Here is a 12639-nt window from a genome sequence, read left to right on the forward strand (position 1 = left end):
GCTATAGAGCAGTTATGAAATTTGATATTGCCATTGTCGGTGCCGGGATATTAGGCAGTTTTGCTGCTTACCATGCACTAAAATCCGGAAAAAAAGTGCTGTTAATTGAAGCCAGCACTAAGCCTCACGGAGCCACGGTACGCAATTTTGGCCAAGTAGTACCATCTGGTATGAATCTAAAACTATGGCGAAATCTGGGGCGACGATCGCTGGAACTTTATGGCGAGTTGGCGACAATAATGCCGGACGCACTCTGGCAGCATGGCTCTCTCTACGTGGCTTCTTCTTCAGAAGAGGCCAATCTACTAGAGGAAATGCATGAGATTAATCGTGAGACTAACTACGTTTCCAGGCTTCTTACCTCGACGCAGTGTCACAAGCAAATTAATTTACTAAAGCAGAGTTACTGCCATGGTGGCCTCTACTATCCACAGGAAATGAGTGCCGAAAGCTCCCTGCTAATGAAGTATTTTTGGAAACTACTTGAAGACACGAAAAATTTACATTTTAAAAAGGCATCTCCGGTAATAGCCGTAGAGGAAGTCAAAAATGGGGTCCAGCTTCGCTGCTCAACAGGTGAGTCTTTTATTTCAGAACAGGTAATGATTTGTTGTGGCCATCAACTTAGTCATTTATTTCCGCACTTATTACAAACAGAACAACTACGGCTTAGTAAATTGCAGATGTTGCGCACCCAACAAATCAAGGGAGTCAAAATACCAGGGAACCTGCTTACAGGTCTGACAATACGCCGCTATGAAGCATTTAAAAGTTGCCCTAATTATAAAAATCTACCGAAGCCCCATATTGATCCAAGCTATGGAAAATTTGGTATCCACCTTCTGTTTCGACAATCTGCCGATGGCAGCATCATCATTGGCGATTCTCATGAGTACTTTACTGCCCAGGACTCAGGCACTTTGAACTATGAAATATGTCAGGAAATCAACTCACTGATGGTAGCTGAAGCCAAGCGTATTCTTAATCTACCCCATTTAAATGTTGCCAGGATTTGGAATGGCTATTACAGCCAGGAAAGTAGCCAAGGCGTATTCCTAAAATCCGCAACAGAAAATATTCATTTAATAACCGGTATTGGAGGAAAAGGTATGACAACCGGACCAGCATTAATGGAACGGGTAGTGAAGGGTATTTTGGACAAGATCCCTCTAGATGAGTGCTTAATCGATGAGAGCTAATGTTGTCGATAAAATTAAACAGTTATTTTTGCAGTACGGGAATTTAACACTTGGAGAAAAATGCACGCAGCTACAGCATGCTACCCAGTGTGCCACCTTGGCGGAACTCTCTGGTATCTCCGATGAAATGACTGTTGCAGCGTTTCTTCATGATATCGGCCATCTCCACGCTATAAAGGAAAAAATACCCGGTACGGATACTGAAGGCTACAGTGCACATGACCTAATAGGTGCAGATTTACTCGAAAGGTGGGGTTTTTCCAATACAGTCACGAAGCCTATCGCCCTACATGTTCAAGCTAAAAGATTTTTAATGAGTACAGATAACATTTATGAGACACGGCTATCCGCAGCAAGCCACAAAACCCTAAAAAAACAAGGCAAAATAATGACAGATAAAGAAAAAGATAATTTTCTTAATACCCCCTTCGCCGAGGATGCTCTGCGTCTGCGCGAGTGGGATGATTCAGGAAAAGTGCCTGGTTTAGCCGTAGCTCCTTTGGATCACTGGCTAAAGATCTGCTCAAAGGTACTTAGTCGATAGATATTTTGCCGCTCAACTCCCTTATCAATTACCAAAAAGGAGATAATCCATGGAACCACTGCAACTTAAAGCTGCTATCCTCGACTGGGCCGGAACCTTAGTAGATTTTGGCTCCCGCGCCCCTTTACAAGCGTTTATGCAAATTTTTGCTGAGGCTGGAGTTACGGTCAGTGAAGAGCAAACCCGTATTCCAATGGGTACTGAGAAGAAAGAACATATTCGCCAGATGCTACAACAAAATTCCATTCAAACTGCCTGGCAAGTGGTTCATGGGCGCCCATCCCAGGAATCTGATATAGACGGACTATATCGCCGTCTGGCCCCGATACAGATTCAGGAAATCGATAGGCACAGCCAAATAATACCCGGAGCCGACAAACTATTTGTCCGCTTGCGTGAGCGTAATATACGTATTGGTAGCACCACAGGTTACAGTCGTATAATGATTGAGGGCATGCTGGCAAAAGCTCAACAACAAGGCCTAGAGCCCGACTGTGTTATTGCAGCAGATGAAGCTGTGGGCGCAAGACCAGGACCCGCAGCTGCATTAAAGAACGTCATTGAAATGGAAATCCCGTCTGTCAGCCAATGTGTCAAGATTGATGATACCGCCGCAGGCATTTATGAGGGGCGCAATGCCGGCATGTGGACAGTTGCAGTAGTACTTTCAGGAAATGCTTCGGGATTATCCCTGGGAAGTTGGCAAGCACTCTCGGAGGAAGAAAAAAGAAATCACAGTATTGGCGCTTATCAAAAACTTGAGAATTGCGGCGCTCATTATTTGATAGACGATATCAATAAGCTTGAACCCGTACTGGTCGATATCAATCGCCGACTGGCTCTTGGACAACGCCCCTGATAGGCTATCAAACTTCAGGAATACCAGTTTGGTAGCCCAGGCCTGAGACCGAGTTTTAGATCAAACCCAAGAGAAATACTGTGTCCTCCAGTTACGTAGAAATTAAATCACATATCCAACTGTTGATCGGTAATGGTCGCCTGGCCGCCAATCACAAGCTGCCCGCTGAGCGCGAGCTGGCGGAGCAGCTGCAAGTCACACGTATTACTTTACGAGATGGTTTAAACCGTCTTGAAGGTGAGGGACTGGTGTACCGACAAAATCGCAGAGGTTGGTTTGTTGCACCAGATCGATTTGTGATGAACCCGACACAAAAGGTAAATTTCAACTCCATGGCCCGACAACAGGGTTTTAGAGCAACCACCAAAGTACTTGGGGTCCGTAAGCTGACCGTAAGACACGATATTTATTCCGCCTTTAACGCCACTAAAAGTACCAGGTACTTTGAAATCCGAAGAGTCCGCTACCTGGACCAAAGGCCAGTCATGGTAGAAGAGAGTTATCTCTCATCAGAGTGTTTTCCTGAATTATCTGACTTCGATTTATCTGGATCTATTACCGAAATATTGCAAGATAATTATAGGGTAAATATCACTCACGAGCGTTGTAATATTCAGGTTGCGAACCTGGAGTTGCAATATGCAGAGCCATTGGGTATACCCGCTGGTGCTCCAGGCCTGAGAATCTTAAGACTTCGCTATGATTCTGCTGAATATCTGATTGATTATAATATTGAATACTGGCTACCCCACGCCATAGAAATGGAAGTAGCCACTAGATAGTACTTATTTTTTACCGCACCTAAAAAATTCCTTGCTCTTTAATTTTAATGAGGGAGATTGGTTAGTTGTTAGCTTTTAAATAGCTGTCTTTTCTTTGCAGTATCGCTGTAAAAATCCCTTCATTGGGATTTAATAGCTATCGTCTATTCTATCACCACTGGTCTAGACCAGAAAATCATTGAAAATACGGAATATTCGATATGAAGACACTTATCTCCTGCCTGTTGTTAATTTCGTTTGTTTCCAGTAACCAATTCGTTTTTGCCCAGAATAATAAAAAGGTACTTCTAATTGGCGTTGATGGGCTGCAGTACGAAAAGCTCAAGGATATAGACACCCCCAATTATGATCGATTAATTCTACACAGGGCTTATACCGGTGGTATCAGTGGCTCTCAAAGTCAACAGGACACTAAAAGTGGCCCCGGCTGGTCCACTATCCTTACAGGAGTTTGGGTTGACAAGCACCAAGTCACGTCCAATGACTCAGGCCTGGCAAATGCAGAATTCCCCAGTTTGTTCAAACGGATAAAGGAGGCTGATAATAGCCTTTGGGTGGGCAGCATATCCCATTGGAGCCCTATAAATACCAACTTTTTTACTAGCGACCTGGCACAGGCTAACCTGGTTTTAAGTGGCCTCTCCGATGCGGATGTCACCACACGCGGCGTGCAGGAAATATCCTCAGGTCATGTGGATTTCCTTTTCCTGCACCTGGATGACCCCGATGGTGTCGGCCACAGCTCCTGTTTTGGCAATCACTATAACGAAAGCATTCGCACAAGTGACACTCAGCTGGGCGCTCTGTTAGATGCCGTAGATACACGTATTGCAAAAGGTGAAGAATGGTTAGTGCTTGTAACTACAGACCACGGCCGTGATTCTCGCGGCTGCGGGCATGGGGCACAAACTGCCAGCGAGAAAACAATTTTTATTGGCAGTAATTTGCCGTTAAATGCTGAGCACAGCGAGTTTATTGGAGATATCCACAATGGAGATTTCAAGGGAATTTATGGCCATGCTGCCCAAACCTCCATTGCACCAACGGTGTTGCGTTTTATGGATATTGAGCTGCAAACGAATTGGAAGCTGGATGGTAACCCACTGATTGGCAGCCCTGGAATACGTAAAATGATGGCTGCTGACAATAAGACAATTAAATGGTATTCCACAGATGGCGGACCCGTGGAGATTCACCAGAATGACCAGTTCATTGATGTCGTCGACGCTAGCGCACAAAGCTGGACCGACTATACAGAAGCACAGGGAGTCCTGGACTATGTATTCGTACATAAAGATACCCCAGTTGCTTTGCGTAAATCGGCCCTGGAAATTACTGCTGGTCTGGACTGGAGCAGTGCACGTGCTTACTATTTTCGCGGTGACGATCAATATGTACGCTACAATAAAACCCTGGACAAAGCCTCTAGCGGTTATCCGCGCACGACCAATAACAGTACATGGCCTGGCTTGGGCGACTATGCCCACCTGATTGTTGCTGCATTTAAAGCCAACAGTGACAAAGGCTATTTCTTCTTAAATGACGGGCGTTACCTGCGCTATGACCTCAATGAAGATCGGGTCGATTCCGGCTATCCCAAATTGGTGGACAACAATACTTGGCCTGGATTGGCTACCTACGCGACAAAAATTCGCGCTGTCCTGAAATGGCCTAATAGCAAAGTTTATTTCTTTCTCAAAGACGGGAATTATTTACGCTATGACCTGGAAGAAGACCAACTTGACAGCGGCTACCCCCAACCTATCAATGACAGCAATTGGCCAGGACTCGGTCCTTATGCTACGGAGATTACCGCAGCCCACCAATGGAACACATTTCGTGCATATTTTTTCCTCAAAAACCAGCGCTATATACGCTACTCCATCACATCTGATCAAGCATACAGTGGGTATCCGAGAACAACAGATAATGAAACCTGGCCAGGCTTGATGACCCCCTGATTCACTACCAGGGCAAACGGCTACCATCCCAAAAAAACAGATTACCACTATCGGCGGGCGCCAGTTGTTGTAGTACATCCACAATACGCCCGGCACTCAGTGCCGGGCTGTATAATTTTCCCGGCGCCAGATTACCCTGGAAGGGTTTGGAAAGTGCTGTATCCGTAGTGCCCGGATGAATGGCCACCACACAACTGTTTTCCAATCGGCGCCCCCATTCAATAGACAGGTTTTTTACCAACATATTGAGTGACGCCTTGCTGATACGATAGCTATACCAGCCCCCCAACTCATTATCGCCGATACTACCCACCTTGGCAGACAGGGATACCCACAGCAGCGGCCGCTTGCGTTGTAATTTTCTATCCAGCGCCTGGGCCAGGTGCATATGAGTGAGGAGATTGATACGCATAGACTGTATCAACCAATCATCCTCACATTGCGCTAGAGATTTTTCCGGGCCATGAAATTCATCGTGCAACAATCCACAACAGTTAATTACCCAGTCAGGCGGAGAGGAAAATTCAGAAAGGAAGGTCTCGACAGCCCTGGTAGAGTGCTCGTCCGCGAGAGAGACTGTCAGGTGACGACGCTCGCCGGCGTGTCCAGGTACCCGATCTACTGTACCACGGCTCAAAGTCACCAAAGTAATATCGGGATAGCGCCGAACAATTTCGGCGCCGATCGCGCGAGCCAAACCGCCCGAGGCACCCGCCAGTAATACCATCCTTGGTTGATCAAACATACCGGCCTCCATGCCGGATAGCTCGTGTGGCTTTATTTTGCCTTTTTGCCGCCGGACTTTTTGTCTTTGTTTTCTGATTTCTCAGCGACTTCCTTGACTACACGCAGCATAGGTTCATCTGAGCGGAAAATCAGACCGTGAATCTCCGTAGTATTCTGCCCCTGCAACAACTGCTGCAAGTACTGCACTATCTGCTCAGAAATCTCCTGGCCAGGTACCAGAACAGGGATGCCCGGCGGATAAGGCACTATCTCATCGGCGCTGGTGCGACCGATAAGATTCTGTGTAGCGTCCACCCCATTGTCCATCAACGGCAACTCTTCCGTATCGGCAAAGTAGGCATCCGCCGGCAGACAGGTGAAGCGGGTAAACTCAGGCAGGCGGCGCGGAGTACCGACATGAATACGCTTGTGAGTATTCCCCGCCAGCTGCTTCAGTGCATGAATCAAGCGCAACAATTTACTCTCAGTACTGCCCAGAGTTACCAGTACTGTGATGGTATTGTAGGTGGTCTTTTCCACTTGAATACCGTATTGATCAAACAGCTTGATCTGCATCTCATTGCCCGAATAGCCGCTGCGGGAAATATCGATGGTTACCTTGGTGGGGTCCAGGCCGATATTGTCACCTGCTAGAGGCTCAGCAATCAGGTCATCGCGGGTGAGGGCTCGGAATACTCCGGTTTCATTGACTGCACGGCGAAGGGTTTCCACCATCTGCAGACACTGCTTGAGACGCCCATATCCCTCCATCGCCATCTGCTTACGGGCAACATCGAGGCTGGCAATCATGGCGTATTGCGGGCTGGTAGACGCATGCATGTTCAGGTTTTCGCGGAAGCGGAATTCGTCGAAGTCCGGGTCCTGCACATGAATCATGCTGGCCTGGGAGAAAGCCGACAACATCTTATGGGTACTCTGGGTCACATAGTCGGCGCCACACTCAAGCGCGGTCGGGCGCAGCTCTGGGTGGAAGAAACCGTGGGCAAACCAGGCCTCATCGACCAGCACCTTGACACCGCGCTCATGGGCGTAATCGATAATAGGTTTCAAATCGTAGCGCAGACCATCGTAGGTACAGGAAGTGATAACCAATAAGCGCGCATCGCTATGTTCATCAAGCGCCGCCTCGATATCCGAGCGCTTCACCGGGCCATAAATGCCGAATTCAGGGTGCAGTACCGACTTCAGATAAACCGGCTCACAGCGATTCATCACTATCGCATGGTGAACCGATTTGTGGCAGGCCTGGTCGACAATAATCTTGCCGCCGCCACCGAGTATCTGCTGAATCACGACCTTGTTGGCAGTGGAGGTGCCATTGGTCAGGAAAAAGGTATGGCGCGAACCAAACGCCTGGGCGGCAAGATCCTGTGCTTCCTGAATTACCGAGTGCGGTTCCAGCAGGCTGTCGAGTATCTGTACGGAAACAGACAAATCCGTATTGAATACATGCTCGCCCATAAAGCGGTAAAAGTCCCCAACCCAGGGGCTGTTGCGCAGGCTGTCACCACCGGAGTGACCAGGAGTATGCCAAGCGTCACGTGCGGAGAATACATATTCCTTCAGGGTATCGGCAAAAGGCGTGGAGGCGCGGCGGGCAATAAACGCCTGTACCAGGCGGAACATATGGTTGAAATTGCCCTCTCGGCGATCAAACAACTCGTCAAAGCGGCGACGCAGGTTGGCGAGGGATTCTGCCCCCGCCTCACCAATTGGCGAGGTAGCACCGGCAACATCACTGTGGGCCACCAGGAAGATATTGAGTTGAGAGCGCAGAGCATGGATGCGGTCGGCCAACTGGTCGGCCTCTTGCAGGCCTTTAGCATCATTGCCACCATCCACTATAACCGCTTGTAAGCGATCTTCATCGCGCCCCAGGCGCTCTACATCTGCGGGGGCTACCGCTTCAAAGTGCAGTCCGAAAGGATTTTCATGGCGAGCGGCGGTGCTGTTCAGGGCACTGATCCAGTCCCCCGCCAATTTGCTGTCTGCACTCACCAGAGCGATATGACATTCCAGCTTCTGCGCGCTGTCATTCAGGTTGCCCAATTCAGGCATTTTCAATTCCAAGCCCATATTCTTATCCATCAGCATAGCCAGCAACTTGTTGCAGGCTGCCGCCTTAATTATTTAACTATTTGATTTTATTAACTTTTCTTAAGTCCTCCAGCTATGGCGGAGGATCTGGAATTTCGCGGCTAAAAAGCCAGGGGGCAAATATTAATGGAGCAGGCGCGGGATTTCCGCGACAGGGAAGCATTTGGCGAAATTCGCCAAATGCATGGTGACCGACCAGATCTATTGCCAAGGAAAAGTGGAAAGTTAGAACTTTGCGCTGCGCACACTGCCATCGAACTCCAGGCAGTCCCTGACTCTCTGCCGCTGTACCTCGGAAAGCTGATCCAGAGGGAAATACGCCATTTCAGAGTGCTCGTTTGACAGGGTGATATGCCTCCTGTCGGTAAAGCGGGCCCGAAAGATAAAAACGTGGGAGTTATAGACCTTGTGGTAATAAATACCACTCAGATAATCAATATCTACATCCCGCCCCAACTCCTCGCGACACTCCCGTCGCAGGGCTTCGTGGACTGTTTCACCTGGGTCCAGAGCCCCACCGGGCAGCCCCCAGCTACGATTGGCGTAGGTTGCCAGCAGCTGCAGGACTTCGCCCACTTCATTGGTAATCACCGCATGCGCACTGAGTCGGTAGCTGTCTTCGAACCCCATCGATCCCGTCCCTGGCCGTTAGAGGCTGTTAGAACCCCTGAGCCAGAGTGAAACCAAAGCCCAGGGTCTGTACAGACTCATCGTAGTCGATCAGGCTCTCACCATAGCCATTGAAATAACGGATATAACCATCCACCCGCTTTCCCAGTGGGAATCCCCAGGTCAGCTCAACAGCGCCACGATTATCTGAGCGCAAATTGTTGCGCACCATAATCGCGATAGAGTGGTCACCATCCCGGTAGCGCCCACCCAATTCAAAATGACCGAGGTAGTGCTCAATATCCGGATTGTCATCATCCTCTCGCGCCTCCGGAATCCTATACCAGGGCTTAAGACCTATAGAAAAGTTATCCCGCTCAAAGATAAAGTTGGCATAAATTCGATTCCAACTGCGTGAGTAGGGCTCACTGCGTCCATTTGATTGATGATTAAAGGCAATCTGATTGGCGACGTTATGCCAGCCGAACAGGCTCCAGTCGTTGAGCCAGGTCAGGATTAACTCTGGCTCATGATTGGTCTCTCGGAATGGCGCCGAATCATCCGAGTTATAAGCCTGCCAAAAGCTGCGATTGGTGTAAGCCACACTCATGAAAGAGGCACTACCGAGAAAGCCACGCCAAACCGGTACCTGCACCGAGAGCTGGAACTGTACCTCGATATTATCCAGGTCGCGGTCCTCGTAATCGGTCACCCCCCCTGTCTCCGGGGAGGGATTGTAGGTGAAAGGCAAAATATAATTTGCCTTATGGGAGGCCAGGGTGAAAGGGTTACTGGCTGCATCTCGAATTGCCTGGGCCCGCCCTCCCAGCAGTACCTGATCGGTGGGAAGCTCCTCTGCATATTCCTCAACTACCGGATCTACCTCAAAGTAATCTTCCTCAATGCCCAACTGGGCACGCACTCTCTCGGCACAGAGTAGGCGTATTTCCCGTAGGGTGGTATCGGCAGAAGAGATAAGTAGCTGTTCTTGCAGGCACTGTTCATGCTCATGCTGCTGATCCAGCTCCTTAATCTCTACTTGGCGCTCCTCACCAATACTGGCCATGGCGGTATTCAATGGAAACTGGGCAACCACAAGCAGAGAGGCAAAAAATCTAACTCTATTGCGAGTGACGAATCTTAAAAAGGACAAAAGGCGCTCCCCCATTGGCACGCAGTAAAAGTGACGCAAGCTTACACTGGAGAACTGAAAAAATCCTGCCGCATTAGTTCCCGGATGCAAGTATAAAATCAGTATATTTTCCGATTTATTAATAACGGAAAGGAAATGTTAAGTCAGAAAATACCGGTAAAATAAGGAGTTGGGAGATGAATCAATATTAAGCACAGAAATAGGGCAAAAAGTTTACTCGGATACTTTATATGGATAGTCGCTATTCAAGCGACTGATAAAGCCATTCCATTCACCGCATGTTTCCGCAAACTCAGTCGGCGAAATTGCTCAACAAACCAGACTGGTCAGACATGGAGACCACTCGAGGTCTCTTAGGCGAACCTGCCATAGGCGACCCGTACTGGATGGCCAGTCGTAACCGACCAATAGACTGCGACTATCAACGTAGCAGTGCGCATCCCGCTCGGCTTCATCGCCCTGATAAATATAACCGCAAATATCTGGCCCCATATCCTGTGCACGCTGGCTGGCCAGATCTCCGGCCATAGTCCTAGCGCTGCGATGGCTGACCCTCGGTGACAGTAATTTCCCCCGCTGGGAAGGATCAACAATATCCGGAGAAACCACTTCCAAACCATCCTTGTGTTGTACAAGTGTCTTTAAGAGGGGCCCCATAAACACGCGCATCAGAGGAAATAACAGCCGAGACTCGCCCAGCAATTGGGCCTGCTGGGGGCCGTTAGGACCCTCCCAGGAAGCTTCAATCTCATCCCCTAAGCGAGGCGCATACCCCTGAGGACTGCTTAGACGATAATGAGCACTTACCTCATCCACCTCGTCGCGCCAGTGGACATGGCACTCACTTACCAGGCCGGCACAAAGTAGCGCTGAAACCTCTATTCCATAGCCCTGTTCACCTACCAGGCGTCGACTCACCAGGGTACGACGCCCCTCTGAATCGTGGCCCAATTGCCAGCTGTCCCGCACAGGCATTTCACGCCCGTCACAGCTGTAGTGATATCGACCTTGCGCAAGAGTAGAGTTCAAACGCATTGCAGATTTCCTCCCTGCTTACTGCAAGCACCAGACTGATAGTTCAGTACCCAAAAAGTATTGCACATGGAAGATTGACCACGAAGATTTTAGCGCCTGCTTGTGAGGGTTTCATCCTCTATAAAATAATAGCCCAGCGACCAAATATAAATTGGGCGACGTAATAACAAATAGTGAAACACCCACCTATAGGCTCCATAAGACAGTAAAACTGTATTCACAAGTGAAAACCGCAATTAATTTTAAGGGTAAAATTCACAACTCATGAATATCTTCAGGTTAACTGTGCATTACTATCACCTCTTTCTAACCCCCTTAAAAAACGGATAAGTATTCTGCATATAATTACAAAGCCTGAATAAGTAACTCCCTCCCTTTTCACTTCTTGTCCAATTCCGATTAATACAGGCCATTACAAACTGATCTCAATCGAATATTTGTAATGTAAATGTATTATTATGCTTTCATCGTCCCGAAGAGAGCAGTCAAATAATATTTGGCATATCTAAATGCAACGCCAGAATTAATTGACGAAGTAGAAAGCAAAAAAAGTTAGCTTAACGCTCAGCAATGTTATTAGAAATAAGACAAATTGTTTTGATTATAAGTGAGTTACTTCTATGCCAACTTTCGCCTATCAATCCATTAACTCAAACGCGAGTACCAATCATGGGGTTAGTGCCTCCAACAGCCAGCATTTCACCCGTATGACTCACAACCATCAAGCCGCCAACCAGGATCGCTGGCACCTAATTATGCCAACGGCTGACGGTTTGGACCCTCATGTTCCAATTCACGGCCCAGCTCAGCTGGTCGCACAAGCACCACACGGCTATATGGCTAAAGGCCAGCACAACAATGCACAATTTCTCAGTATGATTGAAGGTAAAGCTCGTCAGACTCACCAGCACCTGTATCGCTCACTGGGTCAGACCTGTGATCTTTTAGTGTATGGAGAAATGGACGGAGCCAATAGCGAATGGAGTTCCATGCAGCAACATGCTGGGGGGTTGGTGGGGTCGAGTTCTACAGGAAAGGCCTGTAACAGCTTCAGTGTTCACGCAGCCAATACCACTCAACATCAGATTCTCGGCTCTGGCATGGGCTGGATTGCAATCAGGAGCGGGAATGTGAATGCCGTGTTCGTGCATGTACCTAACAGTATTGCCAAGAAGGAAAGCGAATCAGTCATTTTCTATCGCAATATTAATAACCTTCTAATTCAGCAGGGTTATGGCGCTATTGACCTTGTTATGGGCGACACTAACCAGGGAAATGACAGTTTCACCCCCTGCGCACTTAGTGTGGCAACAGGCACACTATTTCGCGATGCACATACAGAGGACGAAGTAAATCCTTTTGATTCCTACCAGCGGAGTTTTACTGGTACCAACAGCACGGCCAGTAAAAAATATGACGTTGCCGCATACAATACCAAGACCATTCGAGTAATCAAGGTGGACTATATCTCACAGAGCACCCCGGTTAGCGTCAACGGTTCCGACATGGCAGCCGCGGTAACCGATCATATGGGAATTTTTATTGACGTTGCCAAGTGATAGTCAGAATAGATACCACAACGGGGAAAGAAAACTAAAACCAGGCTTATGATCGAATCTACCCTGCATTAAAAGATAGATTCGATCAAAAAAA

General features: G+C 48.2%; 11 protein-coding genes. 6 read left to right on the forward strand and 5 right to left on the reverse strand.

Going from position 1 to position 12639, the window contains the following annotated elements; translation table 11 throughout:
• The first annotated feature begins 14 nt into the window (after positions 1 to 14).
• The 5 genes from ACJJJB_RS14700 to ACJJJB_RS14720 all read left to right on the forward strand — a co-directional run bounded on the left by ACJJJB_RS14700 (position 15) and on the right by ACJJJB_RS14720 (position 5345).
• Positions 15 to 1199 carry a TIGR03364 family FAD-dependent oxidoreductase gene (locus ACJJJB_RS14700; RefSeq protein ID WP_444946228.1) on the forward strand — a complete coding sequence of 395 codons (1185 nt, stop codon included), beginning with the start codon at positions 15 to 17 and terminating at the stop codon, positions 1197 to 1199.
• The gene (locus ACJJJB_RS14705; protein ID WP_020412496.1) at positions 1189 to 1743 is read left to right on the forward strand and encodes an HD domain-containing protein; all 555 of its coding nucleotides are present in this window, start codon (positions 1189 to 1191) and stop codon (positions 1741 to 1743) included. The genes ACJJJB_RS14700 and ACJJJB_RS14705 overlap by 11 nt, the downstream gene beginning before the upstream one ends.
• A 49-nt stretch (positions 1744 to 1792) precedes the next feature.
• Positions 1793 to 2602, forward strand: a complete 810-nt coding sequence (gene phnX / locus ACJJJB_RS14710; RefSeq protein WP_020412495.1) for a phosphonoacetaldehyde hydrolase — start codon at positions 1793 to 1795, stop codon at positions 2600 to 2602.
• Positions 2603 to 2682: 80 nt separating this feature from the next.
• Entirely contained in the window at positions 2683 to 3384 is a 702-nt protein-coding gene (locus ACJJJB_RS14715) for a UTRA domain-containing protein (protein ID WP_353375990.1), read from the forward strand.
• 200 nt (positions 3385 to 3584) lie between these two features.
• Positions 3585 to 5345, forward strand: coding sequence for a hemopexin repeat-containing protein (locus tag ACJJJB_RS14720; RefSeq protein ID WP_445365085.1), 1761 nt, complete (start codon positions 3585 to 3587; stop codon positions 5343 to 5345).
• 4 nt (positions 5346 to 5349) lie between these two features.
• Here ACJJJB_RS14720 and ACJJJB_RS14725 read toward each other — a convergent pair whose 3' ends face one another.
• The 5 genes from ACJJJB_RS14725 to ACJJJB_RS14745 all read right to left on the reverse strand — a co-directional run bounded on the left by ACJJJB_RS14725 (position 5350) and on the right by ACJJJB_RS14745 (position 10986).
• On the reverse strand, positions 5350 to 6090 hold the full coding sequence (locus tag ACJJJB_RS14725; RefSeq protein ID WP_444901051.1) for an SDR family NAD(P)-dependent oxidoreductase: 741 nt from the start codon (positions 6088 to 6090) through the stop codon (positions 5350 to 5352).
• 32 nt (positions 6091 to 6122) lie between these two features.
• Positions 6123 to 8180, reverse strand: a complete 2058-nt coding sequence (locus tag ACJJJB_RS14730) for an aminotransferase class I/II-fold pyridoxal phosphate-dependent enzyme (RefSeq protein WP_245556670.1) — start codon at positions 8178 to 8180, stop codon at positions 6123 to 6125.
• A 234-nt stretch (positions 8181 to 8414) separates the two neighbouring features.
• Positions 8415 to 8819 carry an NUDIX hydrolase gene (locus ACJJJB_RS14735; protein ID WP_020412490.1) on the reverse strand — a complete coding sequence of 135 codons (405 nt, stop codon included), beginning with the start codon at positions 8817 to 8819 and terminating at the stop codon, positions 8415 to 8417.
• A 28-nt stretch (positions 8820 to 8847) separates the two neighbouring features.
• The gene (locus ACJJJB_RS14740; RefSeq protein ID WP_353375985.1) at positions 8848 to 9951 is read right to left on the reverse strand and encodes a phospholipase A; all 1104 of its coding nucleotides are present in this window, start codon (positions 9949 to 9951) and stop codon (positions 8848 to 8850) included.
• 309 nt (positions 9952 to 10260) lie between these two features.
• Complete coding sequence (locus ACJJJB_RS14745; RefSeq protein ID WP_020412488.1) at positions 10261 to 10986, reverse strand: hypothetical protein; 726 nt, start codon at positions 10984 to 10986, stop codon at positions 10261 to 10263.
• Between the two features lie 620 nt (positions 10987 to 11606).
• On the opposite strand from ACJJJB_RS14745, the gene ACJJJB_RS14750 reads away from it, so the two are divergent.
• Positions 11607 to 12545: a hypothetical protein gene (locus ACJJJB_RS14750; RefSeq protein WP_020412487.1), complete on the forward strand. Its 939-nt coding sequence runs from the start codon at positions 11607 to 11609 to the stop codon at positions 12543 to 12545.
• Positions 12546 to 12639: the final 94 nt, after the last annotated feature.

The organism is Microbulbifer variabilis, from assembly GCF_052468405.1.